Genomic DNA, 24,513 nt, shown 5'->3' with positions numbered 1-24,513 from the left:
AGTCCCTCATTGCTTAAAATTGTAGCCCAAGGCCCAGACCAACTTGGAGAGCCTTGGTTGAGTCCCCGAACATATGGTCGAGGCTTAGATTGATAAAGCTGCTGTCATCCAACGCAAACAGCCCCAATCGCGCCGAAACCAGCCCATGGGCGTCTCCGATAAAGCTGGTATTTGTAAACCCGCCATCGGCTGCGCTTGCGCCTGCAAAACCGGCGCTTACTGAAACTGTGTCGTTCGACGAGATGATGGCGCCGGCGCGGAAGCTTACGCGTAGTTTTTGAGAGGCGCTGAGGATCTGTTCTGTCCCGATCTCAAGCGATGGGGTCAGGGAATAGATCATCTCGCTATCATCCTGCAGGACGATCCCCGAAAGGGTTGCATCGCCGTTGCTTTCCGTCGCCAGACGGGTGGCATCAACAGCGATCTCGGGTCGCAGATAGGAACTGCCACCGGCAAATCTGTGATCATAGGCAAAACTCAACCGCAGGTTTTGCTGGTTCATCTTGTGCTTGATCGAACTGACGCCAACGGTGTTAACCACATTTCCGTTGGGCAGCACACCACTGATCCCACCCGACCGGTCGGAGTCATAGTCTGACCAACCGGCTGACAGCATGGCCGCGAACTCCCACGGGCCGGTGTATTTGGTCAGCGAAGCACCCAGATTGAACCGGTCACCGGTCGCATTGTACTGCGATCCATTCCGAAGGCTTATTTGGTCGTGACCCAACGCGAAACCAGCATAGAGCTCATCCCCAACCGGCAAACGGACACCGGCAGACAGGTTGGTATTGTTGATGTCCAACTCATCGTAGATACCAGTCTGCTCGCGGTCGTAGAAAGACCTTCCTCCGGAGAACCAGACACAATTGCGTGGATCGTCTCCGGCTTGGTAATCGGTAAACCGCTCGCAATTATGCAGTGCGTCTGCGAATACCCGGGTACCGTAGTAGGCATCTACCGCATCCGCGGCATAATCGGCCACAGTGAATGCACCAATTGCCGCGATAACGTCAGCTTCGGAGGTCATGTTCCCGATCAGGGCGAACAACTCACCTTGCGCCGCCGAACCCTGCCCGTTCAGCACCTGATTGATGTAATCACCAACAGCCGCTTCGTTCGCGTTCATATTCGCGGTCGAATAGTCCGGAGTTATCACCAGATCAATCGAACTGCCGTCCGATGTCGAGCCGTTCAAGCCAATCGAGTAATCCAACACTACTGTGTCCTGAATCGTCGTGCCCGCATCCGCAGCTGTTCCATTCGGGTTGACGATGACCAGAGGCAACGCCCGCTGAAGCGTATTGAGCTGTGGTGTCAAGGTGCCGCCCATAGTGGCGTCACCGTTGACATTGACCAGATCGCTATTGCCACCCGATGCACCCGTTGTCAGGAAATATGCGTCGAAGGTCGAGGACGCCGTCGCACCAAAGGCCAGGCTTCCAGTCAGGTTCGTGGTCTGGCTGACGTTTCCGGTAAAGACAAAGTCACCCGACTTAACGGTCGGTGTCATGTCCGTATTCAGACCCCAGTTCGCCCCCAAAATAAAGTCGCCATTCACTTGCATCAACCCAGCAGCGCCCAGATTGATCGTGTCCAGCGCATAAAAGGCGCCCCCTTCCTCGACAGTCAGACCGTTGGTACCCGCTCCAAGGTCCAGATTGCCCAAGGCGTCACCCGCAAGCGAGATCTGGTCATTACCGTCTCCGCCATTCACCAATTGGTTGTTCCCGGAGAGAAGCACTGTGTCTTTGGACAAAGTCAGCACGTTGTTCGCGCCGCCGTCCACGACGATTGATGCAACTGCGTCTGCTTGCCCAGTCCCGCCCATGACGACGCCATCGAAGCCAAGTGTGATTGCACCCGCTCCGTCGCGCCCCTCGGATTGGGCCAGAACACCGATACCGCCTTCGCCCACGGACAGGATATTACCGTTCAGCGCCATGTCGATGGTGCCACCGGACCCGACACCGCCTGCGGATCCACGGAAGACCGAATCCACCATGCCTCCGCCACCGCCGAGCGACTGCGCCACAACGCCAATCGCGTTTTCGCCGGTGGTGACGATATTACCGTTTTGGGTGAACGTAATGTCACCACCGTCACCGCCATTAGCAGGCGAGAGATTCACGGTGATTTGGCTTGCATCCAAATCTGTAGAGACGAGGCCGCCGCCGCCGCCTATACTTTGGATTACGAAACCATGAGACCCGGAACCGCTGGTGGTGATGCCCCCGATATTGGTAAGATCAACGGTTCCGCCGTCACCGGTTGAATCGTCTTGCGCACCCAAAGTTACATCCAAACGTCCTAGTCCAGCGACAACGACCTCGCCGCCACCCGCGCCAATGCTTTGGACACTCTGACCAAATGACCGATCACCCGTAGTGGTAACGACTCCGTCCAGAGAGAGGTCGATATCACCGCCGTCATTGCGGAAACTTGGGTCGGAACCCAGGATCACCGACGCCGCTTTGTTTGGATCCGCCGCGCCTGTGCTGTTCAGCACAAGTTTACCACCGCCGCCTCCGATAGACTGCGCTGCACCGGCAGTGGAAAACGCGCCGTCAGTGCCCACATCTCCGGTCCGGCTGCCATTCACGTCGCCGCCACTGGCGTCATCCGTGTTAATCGCACCCAAACGTGCTGTGATGTCGATACCGTCACCGTCCTGAATATTGATATTGTTAGTGGATGTACCACCACCGCCGCCAATGCTCTGCAGCATCAAGCCGGTCGAGCGGTCGCTTGTCGTCGCGATATTGCCGGTATGTGATTGCGCAACCTGACTGCCAGCCATGTCTGAAACTTCATCGCCACCCAAAGAGATGTCGCTGATATAGGAAGTGCCGGTTCCTCCGGCACTGGCAGTTTCGGTGGTGAAATCGACTGATGTTTCGGAATTACCACCACCGCCATTCACGGACTGAGCGAAAATAGCCTCGCTACCTGAACCATTCACAAGAATGTCCCCTGTCGAATTGACGGTAACGGTTCCAACCGACCCAGTGGCACCCTCGCGCGCACCAAGCAGTTGCGACACCGTGTAATCCAATGCCGAAACCAGCGGGGATGACACTGAATATCCGGCGTTTCCGCCGCCGCCGCCAACAGATTGCGCAAAGATGCCAAACCCGTTTTCTGCATTCACGACAATCGCGCCTGTATGGTTGACCGTGACGTCTCCACCATCTGCGCCATCCCCGCCCGAACCGCCAATTGCGATCTTCGAGTAGGACTTGCCGGTCATGGTGTTCTTGAGGTCATTTACATCCATCGCAACGGCCAGCCCGCCATTGCCGCCACCGCCGCCAACGGATTGCGCCATGATGCCGTATGCACCCGCGCCATCAACCCGGATGTCACCGCTGCTTGTTACGACCACGTTGCCGGCGATGTTGCCGCTGCCTCCGGAACCGCCAATATTCAACTGCGCGGTCGGAGAACTGCTATCGCCCGTCTTCAGTCGCAGCGTCCCAGTGATGGAACTGCCACCATTACCACCACCACCACCGATGGATTGGGCGAAGATACCATGCGCACCTTCACCAGTTGTCACGATCGTCCCTGCATTGGTCACCAGGACGTTGCCGCCCGTGCCCCCAGTACCACCCGATCCGCCAAGACCGAATTGTAGTGCCCGCCGCGTGCTGGCCTCAGCCCCGCCATAGCGCCCGTCGACCGAGATCGTAGAGCCACCATTGCCGCCGCCGCCACCGATGGACTGCGCAAGGATGCCATGGCTCTCCTTACCGGTTGTGCGGATAGTGGCATCAGCTTCATTGACGACAGTTACCGTGCTGCCAGACCCGCCAGTGCCACCTGTGCCACCAATCAGAATTGCATTTGTCGTTGCCCCGTCCGAGGACCGGCCCAGAATGATGTTGCGCACCTGTTGCGCATCGCCACCCCCGCCGCCGACGGACTGCGCGTAGATGCCAATGGACTTGGCACCCGTCGTCTGGATTAGGTCCCGATTTGTGACGGAAACCGCTGCAGACATTGCTCCGGTTCCGCCATTGCCACCAATGGACAGAGTCGCTGTGTTCCCGATATCTTTGCGCAGGCTGATGATCCTATTTTCAACCAGACCACCCATACCGCCACCGCCGCCAACGGACTGAGCGAAGATGCCATGAGCCATCGTGCCCTCGGTCGTGATGATCCCATCGCTGACGACAGTCACGGTATCCGAAGTCATGCCGTCGCCGCCTGTGCCACCGATGTTAACCGAAATAGTCGTCCCGACCGTCGACGGATTGACCACGGCTTTGATGGTGTCGAGGTTCGATTGACCCGCCTGAACCATGCCGCCGGTGCCACCCGCACCACCGATGGATTGCGCCATCAAACCACCTGAACGATCACCTAAGGTCGCAATTCGTGCAGTGTTGGACACGTCGACTTTGCCGCCTACGCCACCTGTGCCGCCCGTGCCGCCAATGGAAAGCGCAACAGACGTACCCTTACCGGCTGAATTGCTGGCCTTGCCACCATTGCCACCGCCACCACCGACGGACTGGGCAAACACGGCGTGAGCATCCGTCCCCTCTGTGACGATTGTACCTGCAACAACCGCCGTCACATCGCCCGCTTCGCCACCAGTGCCTCCTTCAAGCCCGACTGACAAGCTGGCTTTGTTGCCCTTGCTGTCGCCGGTCTTGGGCGTACCTATGCTGACTGATGTCGAAGACGAATTGCCGCCGCCGTTGCCGATGGACTGAGCGAAGAAACCATATGAGCGGTTACCAGCAGTGCGAACGATGCCGTTCGAGCTTGCATAGACATCGCCGCCGCTTCCTCCGGTGCCACCGGTCCGACCGATTTGAATGTTCACGTTGCCGCCATCTACGGATGTCGAGGCAGAGTTGTAGCCCGCATTGCCGCCGCCGCCTCCAACAGATTGAGCGAACAGACCATGAGAGTCTGCGCCGCTGGTCGTGATGTCCCCGGTATTGCGAACATCAACCGAACCGCCGATACCACCCTCACCCGTACCGCCACCGATTGCCAAGCCAAAGCCCTTGTTGGTCGCGTCTGAGGCCAGTTCGTAGGTCATACCAAGGTTCAAAGCCGCGTTGCCGCCGCCTCCACCAATGGACTGGCCAAAGACCCCGTGACTACCGTCCTGCAGCGTCACGATATCGCCGTAGTGGTCGATATCCACGGTGCCGCCGTCCCCGGCCGTTCCAGCATCACCGCCGATGGCGATAACAGCGGACACGCCGGTTTTATTGCCGGAGGAGTCGGCCGGGTTCACCTTGCCTTCCAACTCATCGAGAACGGCGTTGTAGTTGGCGATCACCGAGTCATCGACGCCTGTATTGGTAGGCGTTTTCCGATCAGATGAATCGCCGGTTCCGCCATTGCTCTTGCTTCCGGTGGTTTTACTGATGCCCACAACCGCGTTGATACCGGCATCACCGCCGCCGCCGCCAATGCTTGAGGCTTCGATCCCGTGCGAACCGGCCCCGTCGGTCGTGATGGTACCCGCCGCCGCAACCGCGGATCCACGCGCGACCGTGACATCGCCTGCATCGCCGCCGCCACCGCCAAAGCCGCCGATACCCATGGCAATTGGCGAGCTGTCTTTCGTGCCGACGAAGGTCGCATTAATCCCACCGGTGCCGCCGCCGCCGCCTATGCTTTGGGCAAAGACACCGCGCGCGTGATAGCCATTTGTCGAAATATTGCCAGATTGCGCAACTGAAACATCACCAGCATCCGCGCCGGTACCGCCGTGGCCACCCAGACCGCCCACAATGCTCAGATCGGTTTTACCATCGGAGTTGTTAGAGTCGCCATAGTTCAGCTGTCCGGTCACGTTCAACGCGCCGTTGCCACCACCGCCGGCGATGGACTGTGCCAAAACACCGTGCTTCCAGTTACCCGCCACCGAAACGGTGCCGGTGTGGTCCACGGTCACATCACCCGAAACATTGCCGTCGCCGCCAAAGCCGCCGACGCCAAAGGTAACCGAAGGGATCTTGCCATCTTTGCTCAGCGCAATACCGCCCGAAACGTTCAGACCGCCGTTACCACCGCCACCGCCAATGGACTGTGCCATCAAACCAGCTGAACCATCGGTATCCGGTTTTTCTTCGTTGAAGACACCCATATCGATGAACAAACGTTCGAGCCCGAAGGAAGAGGCCAGCTCTTCGGTGTCGTCAACAATCGTGTCGCCGAGGAAATCGCGCAGCTTGTCTTCGAATGTTGTCGTATCGGGGATAGAGATATCGTCCGGGTTGGTAGTGACTGTGATGTCAGCCTGCGACATGACAGTGACGTCTCCTGCCTTGCCGCCGTCACCGGCGAAGCCCCCAACACCAACAATCAACGAGCTGTCGGATACGATACCACCCGACACATTCAGGCCGCCATTGCCGCCACCGCCGCCAAGGGATTGAGCCAACAGACCGGATTGCCCGGTTCCGTGCGCCCTGATCGTGCTGCCTGCACCGATATTCACATCGACATTCCCGGCATCACCGCCGCCACCGCCGAACCCACCGACGCCCACGACCACTGCATAAGATTTACTGCTGTCCGTTTGGCCCGCACCCGGCTTGCCGCTGATCGCGATGCCGCCGGAGACATTGGTACCGCCATTGCCACCGCCACCGCCCAGCGACTGCGCGATGATACCGCTGCCGCCTTTGCTTTGGTCGACGGCAAATGTGCCGTCGGGTTGCCTGACCATCGGAACGGCCTGAACATTGCCGGTGTAGTCCAGATCAACATTGCTGGCATCGCCACCCGATCCGCCAAAGCCGCCAACACCAGCCGCGACCGAAAAGATTGTGTCCGACCCCGAGGGCTTTGTCAGCGCCAGAGAGCCCGAGATATTCACGCCGCCTGTGCCGCCGCCGCCACCGAGGCTCTGCGCCAATACGCCATGTGACCCGTCGCCAGCCGTGACTACATTACTTTCCACATCCAGTGTTACCGCCCCGGCATCGCCGCCGCCGCCGCCAAAACCACCAAGGCCCAAGGCAACAGCCGCACCGGATTTACCTGTCAGGTTAACGGCACCCGAGACGTTGAGGCCGCCATTGCCGCCGCCGCCGCCAACGGATTGCGCCATGACACCGATGCTGTCAGCACCGGTTGTGACAACCGAGGTCGTCGCGGTTCCATCCGTGCGGGACCGCAACGTGCTGATCACTTCGCCAGCGTTGCCGGCGCCGCCACCAAAGCCTCCAACGCCAAGGCTGACCGATCCACCATTTTCCTGACTGATGCCCAATGAGGCCGAGATATTCGTGCCACCATTGCCGCCACCGCCACCGAGGCTCTGTGTCAGAATACCTGTGCTGCGATCGCCGACGGTGCCAACACCGCCCGTAACAGTCGACTGAACCAGGGCACCGGCATTTGCGCCGCCGCCGCCAAAGCCGCCTACTCCGATACCCACGGCCGCATTGGCCGATCGAGACAGGGACAACGCGGCCGAAATGTTGGTGCCACCATTGCCGCCGCCGCCACCAAGGCTTTGCGTCAGAATCCCGACCGAGTCGTCTCCTGTCGTTACAACATTGCCAGTGACTTGTTGCGTGACATTGTTTGCATCACCACCATCGCCACCAAAGCCACCAACGCCGATCCCGAGACCACCTGAATAGTTGCTGGCCACCGAAATCGCGCCGGAAATATTCGTGGCACCGTTACCGCCACCGCCGCCGAGGCTTTGGGCAATAATTCCGGCCGAACGTGAGCCCGAAGTGCTGACATTGCCCGAGAACGTATTGTCGACGGCCCCACTGGTACCGCCACTACCGCCAAAGCCGCCCACTCCGATGCCCGCAGCACCGGACCCTGTGCGCGCAATGCTGAGGGCGCCTGAAATGTTGACGCCGCCATTGCCGCCGCCGCCTCCGACGGACTGGACCAAAACCCCAGTTGCGTTATCGCCGCTTGTGGTTACGTCTCCGGTAACCGAGCCCGCAGCCGTGCTTGCACTACCGCCGTCACCGCCAGACCCACCGATGCCAACGCCAATAGCGCCGCCGCCGGTGCCCGAAATATTCACGGCCGCAGAGACATTCAGCCCTCCGTTACCGCCTCCGCCGCCAAGGCTTTGAACTATGAAACCGCCGGACTCGTCCCCTTGGGTCGAAACGTTGCCGTTCAGAGTGGCCTCAGCCGTTCCTCCGTCGCCACCCGTTCCAGATGCGCCGCCCAGACCAACGGATGCGCCACCCGATCCCGTACCTGCCGCTGCAACGGCGACTGAGATGTTCATTCCGCCATTACCACCACCGCCGCCGACGGATTGCGCCAGCAGACCGGTCGAGGTTTCGCCCAACGTCACAAGGTTTCCCGTCACGTTTGCTGTTACCGCTGAGGCATCACCTCCGCCAGTTCCCCGACCACCTAGCCCAACGGCTGCTGCGCCAGAACCAGTTCCAGCACCGCCGACGGATGCAGAGACATTAAAGCCGCCGTTGCCGCCGCCGCCACCGATGGACTGGGCAACAACCGCGCTGGATTGCGCGCCTTCGGTTTGCACATTATTCGCAACAGTCAGACCAACGACACCACCGGTGCCACCGCCACCGCCAGATCCGCCCAGACCGACGCTGATCGCGCCTGAACCGGTGCCCGCACCGGCCAATGCAGGTGAAATGTTGAAGCCACCATTGCCGCCGCCACCGCCAACGGACTGTGCCAGAATACCAACTGAAGCATCGCCTTTGGTCACAACGTTGGCCGTTGTGCTCGCGGTCACCAGGCTGCCGTCGCCTCCGTCCCCGCCTGAGCCTCCCAGCCCAACCGAGACTGAACCCGCCCCGACGCCTGCGCCTGACAAGGTCGGCGAGACGTTAAAGCCGCCGTTACCACCGCCGCCGCCAAGGGATTGCGCAACAAAACCGCTGGAAGCGAAGCCATCGGTCAGAATAGTGCCATTTGAGGTCAGCGTCACGTTGCCGCCATCGCCGCCCGTATCACCCGATCCGCCCAACCCGACGCTGACCGCGCCACTACCGGTACCAGCACCCGACAGAACCGGCGAGACGTTGAACCCGCCATTGCCGCCGCCGCCGCCGATGGATTGCGCCACTACGCCCGAGGACTGGTTACCACGGGTTTCAACCGCATTGTTGGACGTCGCGATGACAGTGTTGCCATCACCCCCGCCCGCGCCATCGCCGCCAAGGCCAACCGAGACTCCGCCACCGCCAACGCCAGATCCCTGGACCGAAGCACTGACGTTGAACCCGCCGTTGCCGCCGCCGCCACCGATGGATTGTGCCAGAAACGCCGTTGCCGAGTTGCCCTGCGTCAGGATTGTCCCGCCGGAGGTCAGAGTGACCGCGCCACCATCACCACCGCCATCGCCGTCGCCGCCAAGCCCCACGCTAACTGCGCCGGACCCGACACCGGCCCCAGCGCCGGTGCCTGAGACGTTGAAGCCACCATTGCCACCGCCGCCGCCAATCGACTGGGCGACCACGCCGGACGACCTGTCTCCGGCCGTTACGATTGCATCCGTGGTCGTCAGATTTACCGTGCCACCAGTTGCACCTGTGCCGCCGCTGCCGCCCAGCCCTACTGAAACGGCACCGCTGCCCACACCCGCGCCCGCCAGCGAGGCGCTGACATTAAAGCCACCATTGCCACCGCCGCCGCCGACGGATTGGGCCAGCACAGCTGTCGCATCTGCTCCGCCGGTGCTAACAGTTCCGCTGACCTGGGCGGTCACCGTTTGTCCAATGCCACCGCCAGACGCGTCTCCGCCAAGACCGACTGTCACAGCTCCGCCGCCTGCACCTGCACCCGCGATCCCGGCCGTCACGTTGAAGCCGCCATTGCCGCCGCCACCGCCTATTGATTGGAACACAACGCCGCTGGAATTGTCCGCTAGCGTAGTAACGTTGCCCGCCACCTGGCCTTCAACCACGCCACCATTGCCGCCCGTTGCACCGCCGCCGCCAAGTCCGACACCAATCGAACCAGCGCCTGCGCCACCTGCGGCCACACCGGCCGTCACGTTGAAGCCACCGTTGCCACCGCCGCCGCCAATCGACTGAATCACAACGCCGGTCGAGCGCAGACCTTCGGTGCTCACGTCACCATTGACACGAACACCGGTGACACTGCCGCCGATACCGCCACTGCCGCCATCGCCGCCAAGCCCGACATCAACGGTTCCTGCACCGGCACCGCCTGCGGCCAGCCCGGCTGCAACACTAAACCCGCCATTGCCGCCACCGCCGCCGATGGACTGAACCACAACACCTCCAGAGTCATCACCCCGCGTTGTGACGTCTGCGTCAACCTGAGCGGTAACTGCGCCGCCGTCACCGCCACCGCCAGCTTTACCGCCAAGGCCAACGCTGACGGACCCAGCTGCCGCGCCGCCAATATCGGCGCTGGCTCCGACACTGTAGCCGCCATTGCCGCCGCCGCCGCCAACGGACTGCGCGACCACGCCGCTGGAAAACGCTCCGCTGGTTTCAATTGTTGTCCCGCCGGCGATCAGAGTGACGTCGCCACCGATCCCGGCACCACCACCATCGCCTCCAACACCCACATTGATCCCAACTGCTGCCCCGGCGCTTGCACTGATGCCCGCCGCGATGCTGCCACCGCCGTTGCCGCCACCACCACCAACCGACTGGGCGATCAGAGCGCTTGAATTGGTTCCCGTCGTAGTGATGTCTGCCTTGGTGTAAACCTGAACATCACCACCGTTGCCGGCACTTCCGGCCTGACCGCCAATTCCAATCGAGACATTGCCGGAAAACAGCGCAGAGGCGCCTCCGGTTGCAGCCACGGCCAAACCGCCATTGCCGCCGCCGCCGCCAACGGATTGGAACAGCATACCTGTCGAACGGTTCCCAGTTGTAACTATAGTTCCCTCAAAACCCGCAGCCATGGCAACGCCGCTGCTGTTGAACTGACCAACAGTGACCGTGCCGCCTTCACCGCCCGTGCCGCCGTCGCCACCGACGCCAACTGCCAGTGAACCCGAAACCGGACCGCCCGAAACAGCAACAGAAACTGCGTATCCGCCATTACCACCACCGCCGCCAACGGATTGCAGCATCACGCCGATTGCGTCGTCGCCTCCGGTCTGCACTGAGGCCGACCCGCTGCCGCTAATCGATACATCGCCGCCGTCGCCGCCATCTCCTGCGGAACCACCAACCGACACCGATGCAGCGCCGAAGGCCCCAACCGCCACAGACACTGCACCGCCGCCATTGCCGCCACCGCCGCCGACGGATTGCGCGAACACACCGGTCGAGCGGTCGCCCGAAGTTTGAATTGCCGATGGCTGACTGCTGTCGGTGTTTGACAATGTGACATCCACGTCACCGCCTTCACCTCCGGAGCCGCCATCGCCACCGATGGCCACACCCACGAAGGCGCCAACTGATCCGGAAGAACCGCCATTGCCGCCACCGCCGCCGATGGACTGGGCCAGGATGCCCATCGCATCGTCTCCAGTCGTTGTAATGATCCCGTCATTTACGATGGTCACAGTTGAACCGGCACCGCCGCCGCTGCCGTTGCCGCCAACGGAAACCATACCAGCGGACGAGCCACCATCGCCGCCGCCGCCACCAATGGACTGGGCAATGATGCCGCGCGCGCCGTCGCCTCCGGTCTGGATTTGTCCGTAGTTGCTTACGCTTACCGCATCACCTGTGCCGCCGCGCGACCCGGTACCACCAATTGCGACCAAACCATACGAATTCGCACCAGTACCACCGCTACCGCCAATTGACTGCGCCATGACCCCATCGGCACCCTTGCCCGAGGTCAAAATGCTGCCGCTGCCCTGAACCGTCACACTGACGGCGCTGCCGCTGCCGCCATTCGATCCGACACCACCCAGAGACAACGCAACCAACCCGCCCCCTGCGCCGCCAGAACCACCGCCACCGCCAATCGACTGCGCCACGATCCCGCGCGAGAAATCGCCCTGTGTTTCAATAGCGCCAGCATGAGAAACCGTGACTGTTCCACCGTTACCGCCGTTGTCGGCACCGCCAATCAAGGACACCAGTAGGTTGCCACTGGTGCCTGCAGACCCGCCGGACCCGCCAATCGACTGGGCGTAAATCCCGTTCGCATAATCGCCGGTTGTCAAAATGCTGCCGGTCGATGTCGTGTTGACGGTTACAGCTCCACCGCTGCCGCCAAACCCGCCGTCACCAGAGGCCCCCACCAATCCCCACTGCGAGCCGCCATTGCCACCATTATTCGAAACGCTCAGTGCGTAGATACCATCGGCTGAGTCTCCGGACGTTGAAATCACACCCCTCTGCGTGACGGTTACGTTACCTCCATCTGCCGAATGCCCGCCAGTGCCGCCGCCTGGGGCGGCGAAACCGCTGCCGCCATTCCCAGCCTTGCCGCTTCGGCTGAATGCGAAAATGCCGTCATTGTCGTTGCCCGAGGTTTGGATCGTGCTACTACTGGACTGCGTTGCATTGACGGTGCCGCCCTTGCCGCCGTCGCCGCCGTCGCGCCCGTCCCAGAAGCTAAGGTATGAGTCACCGCCGTTGCCACCATCACCACCGACGCTACCGACCTGCCACCCCATGTTGCTTGTGGCGTTGACATCGCTACTGAGGGTCTTTGTCTGCGTCGGTCCAGTTGAGCCATTGCCGCCAGAGCTGGGCGGTACAACCAACGCGCCGTCCCGACCATTGCTGCCATCCTGACCATAGACAACTTGGTTCACGCCGTTTGGCCCTGACACGTCTTCAGGCGGCGTCACTGCGCCCGGGGTGCCAGAGCTATTAAAGTTGCTATTGTATTGCGAAAGGGTCAACTGAGTGGACAAGCCAGCCGTTCCGGTTGCCCCTGAATTGCTAATCTGAGCCGTTGCTCCAGAAATGGAGACAATTTCGAATGCTAGCGGAGGATTGTCGGAATTGTAGATTGTTGCTCCGACATCTTTGACTAGGAAAACGTAGCCATCTGCTGTCTCTACAAATGCTGTTGTTCCGGCTGTGGGCGTCGAGGCCGGGTCGACAATCAGTGCGCTGACAGTGGTGTCCATACCTGTCACCGGGTTGGCCACCGTGTCGCCTACTTTTGAGTCTGCCGTGGGGGCTGCGAATAAAGGCGTTGAAATTAATGCATAAAAAGAAACAGCCAATAACAATCTTGATTTTTTGGACACTCTTGCACCCCACACACGACTTAGCCACAATATTTGAGGGCAAGCTGCGTTCGCGTAGAACGGCAACCTACAATTCAAATTTCCCCATCTCACTTCGGAATAGAATAAACACAAGATTAAGGAGATTATCTATTTTAAGCTCGCCTTATTGGACGTACGGCTCGCCCATTGCTAAAATGCAACAGGCAATCTCAATTCGATACTCACAGTATTGTTTGGGGTGTTGTCACATTGCCTGGCGCCAGCGCCAATGGGTCGAAGCACGGCGATTTTCTGAGAGTCACTTTGACTCATAGTTACCGCCGAGGAATGGACGATCAGGCTTCCTAGTGAGAGAATGGTTTGTTCATCTTGTCGGATCTGTCGCAAAGTTTCTCGCTAGCCGAAGAGATCACGGCGTTTTCCGGTTATGCGGCCTGTTCCGCGAATTTCTTGAAAGGGCAGGTTCTAGGCTAGAACTGCCCCTTGCGGATCGTGTTGTTGACTTCGATACCTTACAAAGTGAAAATTGCAGGAACGAATGATTTGAAACCGAGCATCGGGCGCGTTCGCCGTTTGATCAAACGGTGATCTTGTTCCACGGTGTTATTGAGATACCTCCGCCTCTCCCACTCGATTGGGACCGGGCAGACTAAACCTTTCAGTATCTTGTTAACAGCCTTGATCCCATCTGTATTGGCACGACTCTTGTCGATGACGATCTTCCGCGGAGGTCCGTTGACCTCCAGCATCTGGGCAAAGAACTTCGTCACTGCCGATTTGTTTCCGCTTTGAGAACGCATGAAATCCAATGTCTTGCCGTTTTTGTCGACGGCCCGATAGAGGTAGAACCATGCGCCTTTCACCATAACGTGGGCCCGTCCATTCTCCAAGTAGGGTCGCAGGTCATTTTTTGGCGGCGCGCAGTTTCGACAATAGCGCAAGAGTATCCCGTGACCCCTCGGTTCAGTGTAGTTTGATCAACTGATACACAGCGTTCCACAATGATTTCTTCCAGATTTCGATTGGTGACACCGTATCGAACATGGAAAAATGCTGCGATCAGGTTCACTTCTTTTGGATACCGCGAACATTTGAAAAAGTTCTTTGACCAACCTTAAACTGGATAATGCAGTTCGCGACTCAGGCGCCAACGTCACAAAGATCAATGGTCAAAAGTTCACAACAGAGCCCCACCCAAAAAACTCTTTTGAAAGCCTTTCGCCCTATTGGTTTGAGCGATCGACTCCCTCCTAATCACTGCGTAACATTCTGCTTTAGCAGGAACTGATTCTTGAAATTCTTCAGCCCCGGCATAACGTCGGCATTGGCGATATCGTCATTCGCGTGGATTTCATGCTCCAGAAATTCCTTCAATGCGTTATCCTCGTCGCTGACCAATTCAATGATCAGGTCATAACGGCCCGCGACCCACAGGATGAAAACAACCCTTGGGTTCTTTTCAAGCCGTTCCGCCACTTGGCGTGGGGTCACGCCAACAGCAACATTTAACCCAATCATCGCGTCGGTTGTGTACTCTGTGGCCACAGGATCCGACATCGCAACAATCCGCAACATGTTGTTGTCTCGCAGCCCGCTCACCCTGTTGCGGATGGTTCCTTCGGACACATTCAACTGCTGCGCAATCTCAGAGAAGGCCATTCGACCATCTTGCTGCAATAGCCGGATGATCTGTTGGTTCAAGTCATCCTTTGGGGATCTGATGCTCTGTGCGGTGGCGCGCACGTTTGACTGCTTTTTTACTGCCATATACCTGATGCTCGATTGCTGTATTCGTAAGTGAGGTTAGGTGAGAGCGTCGAAATCCGCAATTATTGCTTGGGAGTTTTCCGGAACGAAGTGCGAAAAACGACATACTTCGATCTCAACACCACATATTCCGAGTATTATTTTTGGGAGCGATTGCCGAATTCCCTGCAATATCCTGTTGAAATTGTAGCTCTCGTTACCTGCGTGGCTGCGTTATTCGAATTTCGTATCAAAATGCCGTTTATTGACCAGATAATTTCTAATTCCTGCTCGAAAATCGATTCCAGTGGCGGATACCGAAAAATATTAGCTCACATGTGCGATATTCGCAGAATAATATTCTAAGCCCGGCGCGGTGGGACAATACCTGCAAACAGGTGCCCCGCGAGAAACGGTGGAAACCATGCGCATACCGTTGAACAGGCGGGTGCAGGTGGCAGTGTCGAAGGGAGGACAAATGACAATTGCCGAGGAAAGAGCGCAGGCCGTTGGCGGGCCTCAGCACGGGCTGACTGCCGGGGCGTATCGCAGCGAAGAGTTCTGGCAGAGGGAATGCCAGACTGTCCTGGCCAAGAACTGGGTGTTCATCGGCTTTGCCCATCAGATGGTCAACACCGGTGATACACATCCAATCACCTGCGCAGACTTGCCACTGCTGGCGGTGCGCGGTCGTGATGGCGATATTCAGGTGTTTCATAATGTTTGCCTGCACCGCTGCATGACATTGGTCGACAAGCCCAAGAATGTCGGCAAGCTGATCCGCTGCCCTTATCATGCCTGGGCTTATGACCTGGATGGCCGCCTGCGGGCTGCGCCGCATTTTGCCGGAACCGGCAAACAGGAATTCGACGGCTTTGACATCAAAAATCATCGCCTCAAGCCCGTGCGCACCCATGTCTGGCATGACTGGATTTTCGTCAATCTGGACGGGAATGCGCCTGATTTCGAAGACTATGCCGCGCCTTTGATCAGCCGGCTAAAGGGGATGGACTTCACCAGAGTGGAACCAATTGGCCTGCTCGACTTTGGTGAGATTGGCACCAACTGGAAGCTGATCATGGAGAACTTTATCGAGCCCTATCACGTCCAGTTTGTCCATGCCTCAACCACTGATCAACCATTGGAAAACCACTATACCATCACCGATGGCACCTGCATCGGCAGCGCTGTGGATCTGAACGAAGAGTTGGGCACATCCGGCAGTCTGGGTGTCAGCTCTCGTTATCTGACCCTGTACCCAAATTTCATTCTGGGCCGCTATTTCCCGGATCAGCTGGGCGTCTATCTGAACGTGCCCATTGGTCCAGGAAAGATGCGCCAGTACCGAGCACTTTACACGACCGAAGGTCAGGAACTGAGCGCCGAGGAAGTACAAGCCCTCAGAAACCTATGGTGGGATGTCCACAAGGAAGATCACGAGATGGTTGAGCGCATGTTTGAGGGCCGCAAATCCCCGGTCGCCGAGGATGGGGGCCTGTTGTCGCCCGCTTGGGAGGACAGTGTGCGCGCCTTTCAGGATCTGATCGAGCGCGACGTGGCAGGTGCATAAGCAAGAAGGAATAAGATCGATGAACAAGCCCATATCCAAAGGGTTTCGTCTGGCCCATACGATGATGCGGGTCACCGACATGGAGAAGTCACTCGATTTCTATTGCGGAATTCTGGGTATGGAAGTGCAGCGGCGCACGGATTACCCCGAAGGCAAATTCACCAACACGTTTATCGGCTATGGGCCTGAGGCCGAGTTTCCCACACTGGAGCTGACCGCCAATTGGGATCAGGGCACGCCTTATGACAAAGGCGACGGCTGGGGTCACATCTGCATCGAAACGCCAGATGTTTATGCCGCGTGCGAACAGCTGGCTGCGGCGGGGGTAAACATCACCCGCCCACCGGGGCCAATGAAAAACGGCACAAGGGTCATCGCCTTTTGCGAGGACCCTGACGGTTACAAGGTCGAATTGAACGAATCCATACTGAAACACCTGGCACAGGAAGGCTGACCAAATGGGTGACACACCTCAACTTTTCAAATTCGATCTGGTTCAAAATCGCTACGACTCGATGGGCGACAGCGACACTTACATCAAACCGATGGTGACCAGTGAATTCAGCAAGTCCATGTGCGGCGGTATCAACGTCCTGAACAACATCAAGGTGCCGTGGGATCTGACCTGCGACGAGATCATTTATTGCCTTGAGGGTACATTCCGGCTGGTTTGCGATGGCAAAAGCTATGTTTGCAATCGTGGTGATGTGCTGTTTGTCCCGAAGGACAACCACATTTCCTACGAGTCGGACGGCAAATGCGTGATCTTCTATGCCGCCTACCCACACAACTGGAAACAGCTTGCCGGGATCACGCAGGTTCCGGGCATCGACCCTGACGATTTTGTCCCCGGCTGAACATCTTTTCCGCTGAGCGACAGAACAACCGAAACCAGCACCAACACTGAGGGGTCACCCTCGGTGAACCAAATCTGATTGCCATTCGATGGGAGGACGCCGAATGCCCAAGGATAATGCCAGCACCCGCATCTACTACGAAACGTTCAACGACGCTGTCGAACGTAACCGCCCGCGTATCGCAGAAGTGCGGCAGCGTCTGGAAGAGGCTGGCGTCAAATACGTGATGGCCGCCTGGATTGACCTGCACGGTATTCCAAAAACCAAACCCGTACCGATGAGTGATTTTGAACCGCTATGCCTTGGGAAAGGGCCACAGTTCGCGGTGCATTCGATTTCGTACGTGCCCGAGCTAAGCCCCGCCGACAGCGATCAGGTGGTGGTTCCGGATCTCGATGCCGTCTACGTCTGTCCATGGGACACATCGATGGTGATCATCTTCTCGGATCTCTACTGGGAAGACGCTCCTTACAACGTTTGTCCGCGTCAGGCCTTGAAACGCGCCATGCACGAGGCCGCGCTGGAAGGTTACACCGGTTACGCCGGGGTAGAACCCGAGTTTATCGTGATGAAATATGACGACGCCGGGCAGCCGGTTAAGGCATTTGACGATGACCCTGCAGATGGGCTTCGTCCGCGTCGTCAGGCATTTGGCTATGACGTTGAGTATTCCATAGACTCGATGCCATTCCTAAAAACTCTGATCGACATCATCGAAGGATTAGGCTGGAACCTGCATGACGTGGTGGCCGAGGGTGCATATTCCCAGTTTGAACTTGATTTCCATTATACCAACCTGCTGGAAATGTCCGACCGGTTGGCTTTTTTGCGCATCACGTTGAAAGAGGTGGCCAAGCAGCATGGGCTGTTTGTGACCTTCATGCCAAAGCCAACAGTGGGAGACTGGCGGTCCGGGGCGCATATCAACATGTCGATGCAGCATGAAAGTCGCCCCGGCGAAAACATTTTTGAGACACCCGATGGCAACTGGAGCGACGAGAGCCGCTGGGCAGTGGGCGGATTGATGCAGCACGCCGAAGCAATCACGGCGATCACCTGTCCGACCGTGAATTCTTATAACGGGTTGGTGCCGCGCGTTGGCGGTTTTGAAGGCGGCACAGTCACCTGGGCTCCGACCAATATCACATATGGCTTCAACAATCGCTCGGCCCAGTTCCGCCTGCCACAGAGCCGCCACTGCATCGAAAACCGTGCCTGCGACATGACCATGAATGTCTATCTGGCAATGGCGATGCATCTGAGCTGTAGTGTTAAGGGCATCAAAGAAAAGACCGACCCGGGCGAACCAACAGATTTTGATCTTTATTCTAAGACCGAAGCTGAACTTGCCGAACTCGGAATCCACCGATTGCCGCGAACGCTCTATAACGCGATTGAGGCTTTGCGTGGCGATGCCATGGCGGAACATGTGATGGGCCCGGTGATGCGTAGTTCTTATCTCGAATATAAAAACGATGAGTGGGAGCGGTATCACCAATCGGTCACCGATTGGGAAGTGCAGGAATATCTGCGGCTCTACTAAGACAGGAAAGGATCGGGTGGTGCCAGATTTTGAGATTTACGAGCTGGGCGACTTTCCGCTTTTGTCGGGCAAGGTATTGAAGGATGCCAAGCTTGCCTATCAGACCTACGGTACAATGTCGGCCGCCCGTGACAACGTCATCGTTCTGCCCACCTTTTATACCGGCACTAATTCCCGTAACGAGGGGTTCTTTGGCCCAGGTCGCGCGATTGATCCAAGCCGCCATTTTATCGTCAGCCCGAACCTGTTCGGCAATGGTCGCTCATCGTCGCCATCGAATACGCCTGCGCCGCAGGACGGCCCGCGATTTCCGCTGGTGCAGATGTGGGACAACATCGCTGCCCAGCATCGGTTGATCCATGATCAGCTGGGGATCGATAAAATCGCCCTAGTCGCTGGCTGGTCAATGGCGGGCTGCCAATCCTACCAGTGGGCGGCGCAATACCCGGACATGGTCCAGGCGATCCTGCCTTTCTGCGCCTCGGCCAAGACCTCACCGCATAACTTTGTCTTCCTCGAAGGGGTCAAGGCCGCCCTTTGCGCGGATCAGAATTGGAACGGCGGTAACTATGACAGCCCACCCGAGGCCGGGCTTAGCGCCTTTGGCCGGGTTTATGCAGGCTGGGCCTTCTCTCAGACATTCTATCGCAAGGGGCTATATCGGCAGCTGGGATTTCAATCCATTGAAGAACTGATGCAGGATTGGGAGCAGGACCATGTGCAGGGCTGGGATGCCAACAACTTACTGGCAAAGCTTGCCACTTGGCAGGCAGGCGACATCTCAGCCGGGTCGCTTTACAATGAAGATTTTGAACTGGCGCTAGGTGCCATCAAGGCTCGTGCCATTCTGATGCCCTGTACTCAGGATCTATATTTCCCTCCCGAGGACAATGAAATTGAGGCCCACCACATACCTCGCGCCATCTTCCGCCCTTACAATTCCCCTTGGGGCCATTGCGTTGCCAACCCAGGCAATGACAAAGGTTTCACTGCGCAGCTAGATGCCAATATTCGGGAACTTTTAGAAGAGTAACGTTTGCTAAATAGCAGCGGGACCGTGCGCATTCACTAGGACGTGTTGACAAAAGGGATTAAAATTTGCCGCCAGACATGATTCAAGTTGGTAACTGTGATGGAGACCAGTATTGCACGCGACCCAATGAGGGCCGAAGAATGGTTGTTCTTTAAATGCTTTGTCGGAACCGAGACGAGAGGTCAATTTCTTGATGATGTTCTAACCAGGCCTTTTCCGGGCTCCAATTATCCTTTTCGTCCTCCACTCTTCAGTGGCTACGATCAGCCCGAAGCACTCTCTTATCAAACTGCCAAAATTGGACCCATAAATGCTGATGTTAGACAGTTTGACAACGCGCACAGCACACCCTTGATGGTATGTTGCACGTTGCGCAGAATTCGGTACGAGCATCGTTTTCCCGCCGCAACGCTACAGTTTTCTCGATCGCAAACGGATTTATTGACGGCAAAGGACTGGCACGGCTTACCGCGCTCAGTATCGTCAGGTCGCGACGTGAGAAACGTCCTTGTCCGGCGAATAAATGTCCAGGATGTTCCAATGTCCGGTAGTTGGTGTTGGGTTGTTGATCATTGGCACATCGAGCACGGTTGGCTTGCCACTGGCGATTGCCGCTTCCAGTGCGGGCAACAGTTCGTCGGCAGCGCTGAGTCTGTGCCCTTCCGCGCCGTAGGCTCGCGCTATGTCGGCATAGCCCGGTCCGTTTGCGGGTGCGGCGGCTGATCCGGGGAACGTGGTTCCATAGGTCAAACCGTAATGCGCTTTTTGAAGGCCGGCGATCGTTCCGAAGGCGTTGTTGTTCATGACCACCCAGATAATGCCCAGATCGAGTTCGACGGCCGTTGCGAGCATCGACGGGTTTTGGCCGAAGCCACCATCGCCCACCAGACTGATCACAACGCGATCAGGTGCCGCCATTTTCGCGCCGATCGCTCCCGGCGGGCCAAAACCCATAGTCGCAAACCCGCCCGGGGTCAGTATTGAGCCGGGGGTCAGGATATCGAATTGCTGTCCGACACCGTTCTTGTTCCACCCAACGTCCGTGGTGATGATGGCATCCTCAGGCAGTGCCTTGCGGGTATCTGCCAAAATACGCTCGGGCATCATCGGAAAGGCCGATGATGTCGCCATTTCCATGTTGCGCGCTTTGAAGTCTGTCCGGAAGTCAGCGATCTTCTGTTCCAGCGCGGGGCGTTCGAAACCGCCCGGATACATCTTGCGGGCAACCCGGTTGAGGACGCGCAGCGCGGCCTTGGCGTCAGCAACGACTCCGAGCTCGGTGGGATAGTTCCGACCGATCTCCTGCGGCTCAATGTCGATATGAATGACCTTCGATCCCGGAATGTTGAACGTGTAGCCAGGGTACCAACTTGAACAATCAGCCTCTTTGAACCGAGTGCCCAAGGCAAAGATGTAGTCCGCATTCAAGCAGGACTGGTTGACCAATTCGGTGCCCCAAAACCCGGTCATTCCCAGCACAAGCGGATGGTCGTCCCGCAACGCACCTTTACCCATCAGGGAATGCGCGACTGGAAGGCCCATATGTTCAACAAATTCTCGCAACTCCTCGCTGGCCTGTGCCAGAAGAATTCCACCTCCGACATAAGCGACTGGATTTTCTGCTTTAGCCAACGCTTCGACAATCTCTCGCGCTGTCTCGTCGTCAATCGACGGCTTCTTGAGCGCGCGCGTGTTGTCGCGGATACGGTCGAAACTGTCTGCGGGGATCACCTCTGAGAAGATATCCATGGGGACATTGACCAGCACCGGTCCGGGCTGACCGCTTTCGGCGAGATGGAACGCCTTTTCCAGAATTTCAGCCATCAGGTCTGCCCGGTCCACACGCCAAGCGCGTTTCACGAAGGGGCGATAGATCTCCCACTGGGCGGCGTCTGCATGCAGGTTCACTTCCTGATGCGGATGTTTGCCGTAGTAGTGCGTAGGAATATCGCCCGCGATCACGACCATCGGGATACAGTCCAGTGCGGCGTTGGCGACCCCGGTGGCGCAATTGGTCAGCCCAGGGGAGAGATGGGACAACACCACCGAGGCCTCGCCCGTCACCCGGGCGTAAGCGTCCGCCGCGTGGCTGGCGATCTGTTCATGCCGCACGGTGACGAAATCAATTGGACTTTCGGCCAGCGCAGCCAGAACCGCGATGTTCGTGTGCCCGCACAGGCCGAATACGTGCTTGACCTCACGGCGTTCGAGAAAGTCAACGATATGTTCGGCAACGGTTTTGCCTTCCAGTTTCGCTCCGTCCATCACGCGACCTCCTGTCCGTAGAACTCACCGAACAGGTCCGGCTCCGAGGGGCGATCCTCCGGGATCGGGCGGCTGACCCAAGTGTAGTTCATCATATGTTTCAAGGTGACGTTTTCATTGGTGATGTTGCCGCCCCAGATGCCGCAACCCAGGCTGCTGGTCATGGGCATGCCATTGGTCCAGGCGCCTGCATTGGCCTTGGACTGAGGCTGTCGCACCATCATGCGGCTGACCGGAGCCAAACGCGCGAGCCGATCGATATGATCGTCATTGTGGCTGTAGATGCCGCAGGAATGGCCTTTGCCGCCCGTGTTATAGATCTGACTGACCGTTTCCAGCGCGTCATCGAATGTATCAAAGTGATAGAGCGCCATCAGCGTTGTCAATTTTTCCTTGGAGAACTTGTGCTGCGGCCCGATTTGCCCCTGATTTTCGACCATCAGGAATTTGCGATCTTCGGGGATCGAGAATCCGGCGACCTTTGCCGTTTGCTGAGGCGGACAAGCGATAGTCGGGAAGGTACGGTTGCCCTTCTCATCCCACATGGCCGCTTCGAGCGTGGCCTTCTCTTCGTCCGAACACAGGTACCCGCCTTCGGCCTCAAGCGCCTTGATCATATAGTCGTAGACCGAACGCTGGATAATGATGTTACCGTCGGCCGAACAACCCGAGCCAAAGTCGGACATCTTCGAAATGCGTGTGTTCTGAGCGGCGATGTCCAAGTCGGCTGTCTCATCGATGACAATAGATGAATTGCCCGCGCCGACACCATAGGCTGGACGCCCTGAACTGTACGCCGCTTTTACCATGGGTTTGCCGCCCGTAGCCAAAGTCAGGTCGCAGATCTCCATCAGATGTTGCGTTAATGGGATCGACGGTTTGCGAATGGATTGAAACAAGTCCTCGGGGGCACCGGCAGCACGACAAGCTGCACGCATGACCTCGACCATTTCGAAGGTGGTATGAGCGGTTCGCGGGTGCGGGCTGAAGATGACCGCATTCCGGGCGTTGGCGGCGGAAACGCCGGTCACCGGTGGTGTCATCGCTGGATTGGTCATGGGGATCAGAGACGCGATCACACCGGCAGGTTTGGCATATTTAACCAGTCCTTTTTCCTCATCCACTTCGACGATACCGGTCGAAGGAGTGCGCAGGACATCACGCAGCACCATGTGGATTTTGAACCGTTTGGCAGGACGCCCTTCACGATCTCCGATACCGCTTTCGTCCACGCCCTGCTGGGCCAGACGCGTGAAGGTTTTCTCGTTCCCCGCATACCACGCGATGGCCTGAGACAGGCGGTCCAGCCTGTCCTGATCCCAATCCTCGATTTCGGCCATGGCCGCGCGGGCGCGCGCCAGCATATCGGCCGCGAGTTGTCGGTCGTTTTCAGTGAGCTCTTTGCCCATGATTATCCTCTTGGTATTTTAGAATTGCTGAATCGGGCATGCGGCGCTGCGATCGCGCCTCGCCGAATGTTCGCTTGGCGTGGCTGAGACAGCGACGCGCGTGTTCTTCATATCCCAACTCGGCAACGCGGCTTTGGTTGGGCAGTTCGATGGAATAGTCGACGGGTGGCATCCGTTCGATGATGCCGGTGAAATCAATCCAACCTTCGCCAGGGTACAACCTTGCATCACGGGCCAGCTGGATCATGCCCTCGCGCGTATCGGCGATGCCGGGCAGGCAATCGGAAATATGGAGGAAATGAAACAACTCCGATGGGACGTGCAACAGTTCTCCCAGATCCACACGGCTGAGGTGCAGGTAGAGCGTGTCGACCAGAATACCGCCGTTGGGCTGATCGGAGGCACGGACAATATCGAGCGCCTCATCCAGAGTGCGCAGGCGTGAAAAACTTGGAAACTCCAGGTCCACCGTCAGCCCATAAGGTGCTGCCAACTCGCAGGTCTCGGAATAGACGTCGATCAGAAAGTCACGATCATCGCGGGTGTTGGTCCACGCGCTCATGATCATGCGCTTGGCGCCCAGTTCCCCGCCGATCTCCAACGAAGGCTCAAAACTGCGCGGGTCGACATCTTCGGTGATGCGCGCGAGCTCGACGTCGAGCACTTTCAAGCCGGTGGTAGAGAGAGCAGTTTTGGTGGCCTGCACCTGTGCCTTGTCGATTGGAGATTGAGTGAATTCACCGGGCACATGCATCGGAATGAACCGAGGACTGACGGCATCGTAACCGGCGCGGGCGGCTATATAGACCAGCTCGGGCGGCGTGCAGCCAATCAGCGTCAGATGCGCCAAGGAATAGAGAGAGGGGCTTGCGCCTGCCTCTTCGGGTTTCACCATGAACGACAGCTCCATGTGTCTGCGAATCTAAAATTCATCATACGCAATCCAAAATATCTGATATTTTTA

Annotated in this window: 10 protein-coding genes and 1 pseudogene; 5 read left to right on the top strand and 6 right to left on the bottom strand. The window is 58.0% G+C overall.

Annotated elements, in window-relative coordinates; all coding sequences use genetic code 11:
- Positions 1-13 precede the first annotated feature (13 nt).
- The 3 genes and pseudogenes from DHN12_RS09340 to DHN12_RS09330 form a co-directional block, all read right to left on the bottom strand.
- Complete coding sequence (locus DHN12_RS09340; protein ID WP_108859959.1) at positions 14-13,021, bottom strand: autotransporter outer membrane beta-barrel domain-containing protein; 13,008 nt, start codon at positions 13,019-13,021, stop codon at positions 14-16.
- Between the two features lie 575 nt (positions 13,022-13,596).
- Positions 13,597-14,195, bottom strand: a pseudogene (locus DHN12_RS09335) (IS6 family transposase).
- 185 nt (positions 14,196-14,380) lie between these two features.
- Positions 14,381-14,893, bottom strand: a complete 513-nt coding sequence (locus DHN12_RS09330) for an Lrp/AsnC family transcriptional regulator (RefSeq protein ID WP_108859958.1) — start codon at positions 14,891-14,893, stop codon at positions 14,381-14,383.
- Positions 14,894-15,350: 457 nt separating this feature from the next.
- On the opposite strand from DHN12_RS09330, the gene DHN12_RS09325 reads away from it, so the two are divergent.
- From DHN12_RS09325 to DHN12_RS09305, 5 genes are all read left to right on the top strand, one after another.
- Positions 15,351-16,442 (top strand): aromatic ring-hydroxylating dioxygenase subunit alpha, encoded by a 1,092-nt coding sequence (locus tag DHN12_RS09325; RefSeq protein ID WP_108859957.1) that lies wholly within the window; start codon positions 15,351-15,353, stop codon positions 16,440-16,442.
- 19 nt (positions 16,443-16,461) lie between these two features.
- A complete protein-coding gene (gloA, locus tag DHN12_RS09320; protein WP_108859956.1) occupies positions 16,462-16,896 on the top strand; it encodes a lactoylglutathione lyase in 435 nt (144 codons plus the stop codon).
- A gap of 4 nt (positions 16,897-16,900) precedes the next feature.
- On the top strand, positions 16,901-17,299 hold the full coding sequence (locus DHN12_RS09315) for an AraC family ligand binding domain-containing protein (protein WP_108859955.1): 399 nt from the start codon (positions 16,901-16,903) through the stop codon (positions 17,297-17,299).
- Between the two features lie 103 nt (positions 17,300-17,402).
- A complete protein-coding gene (locus DHN12_RS09310; protein ID WP_108859954.1) occupies positions 17,403-18,842 on the top strand; it encodes a glutamine synthetase family protein in 1,440 nt (479 codons plus the stop codon).
- 19 nt (positions 18,843-18,861) lie between these two features.
- Entirely contained in the window at positions 18,862-19,875 is a 1,014-nt protein-coding gene (locus tag DHN12_RS09305; RefSeq protein WP_108860171.1) for an alpha/beta fold hydrolase, read from the top strand.
- Between the two features lie 483 nt (positions 19,876-20,358).
- Here the strand turns inward: DHN12_RS09305 and DHN12_RS09300 are convergent, their stop codons facing one another.
- From DHN12_RS09300 to DHN12_RS09290, 3 genes are read right to left on the bottom strand one after another with little or no spacing between them, the layout of a single operon-like run.
- On the bottom strand, positions 20,359-22,140 hold the full coding sequence (locus DHN12_RS09300; protein WP_108859953.1) for a thiamine pyrophosphate-binding protein: 1,782 nt from the start codon (positions 22,138-22,140) through the stop codon (positions 20,359-20,361).
- Positions 22,140-23,549 carry an aldehyde dehydrogenase family protein gene (locus DHN12_RS09295; protein WP_108859952.1) on the bottom strand — a complete coding sequence of 470 codons (1,410 nt, stop codon included), beginning with the start codon at positions 23,547-23,549 and terminating at the stop codon, positions 22,140-22,142. The genes DHN12_RS09300 and DHN12_RS09295 overlap by 1 nt, the downstream gene beginning before the upstream one ends.
- Complete coding sequence (locus DHN12_RS09290; RefSeq protein WP_234416603.1) at positions 23,530-24,459, bottom strand: sugar phosphate isomerase/epimerase; 930 nt, start codon at positions 24,457-24,459, stop codon at positions 23,530-23,532. The genes DHN12_RS09295 and DHN12_RS09290 overlap by 20 nt, the downstream gene beginning before the upstream one ends.
- Positions 24,460-24,513 lie beyond the last annotated feature (54 nt).

The sequence above is a fragment of the Ruegeria sp. Alg231-54 genome (assembly GCF_900143525.1).
Lineage (GTDB): Bacteria > Pseudomonadota > Alphaproteobacteria > Rhodobacterales > Rhodobacteraceae > Ruegeria.
Note: the sequence above shows the minus strand (reverse complement) of the source record. Positions and strands in the feature narration are given on the sequence as shown.

Coding starts and splice junctions, on each gene's coding strand:
- DHN12_RS09340 (WP_108859959.1), bottom strand. CDS start 13,021: ATGGACACCACTGTCAGCGCACTGATTGTCGACCCGGCCTCGACGCCC.
- DHN12_RS09330 (WP_108859958.1), bottom strand. CDS start 14,893: ATGGCAGTAAAAAAGCAGTCAAACGTGCGCGCCACCGCACAGAGCATC.
- DHN12_RS09325 (WP_108859957.1), top strand. CDS start 15,351: ATGACAATTGCCGAGGAAAGAGCGCAGGCCGTTGGCGGGCCTCAGCAC.
- gloA (WP_108859956.1), top strand. CDS start 16,462: ATGAACAAGCCCATATCCAAAGGGTTTCGTCTGGCCCATACGATGATG.
- DHN12_RS09315 (WP_108859955.1), top strand. CDS start 16,901: ATGGGTGACACACCTCAACTTTTCAAATTCGATCTGGTTCAAAATCGC.
- DHN12_RS09310 (WP_108859954.1), top strand. CDS start 17,403: ATGCCCAAGGATAATGCCAGCACCCGCATCTACTACGAAACGTTCAAC.
- DHN12_RS09300 (WP_108859953.1), bottom strand. CDS start 22,140: ATGGACGGAGCGAAACTGGAAGGCAAAACCGTTGCCGAACATATCGTT.
- DHN12_RS09295 (WP_108859952.1), bottom strand. CDS start 23,549: ATGGGCAAAGAGCTCACTGAAAACGACCGACAACTCGCGGCCGATATG.
- DHN12_RS09290 (WP_234416603.1), bottom strand. CDS start 24,459: ATGGAGCTGTCGTTCATGGTGAAACCCGAAGAGGCAGGCGCAAGCCCC.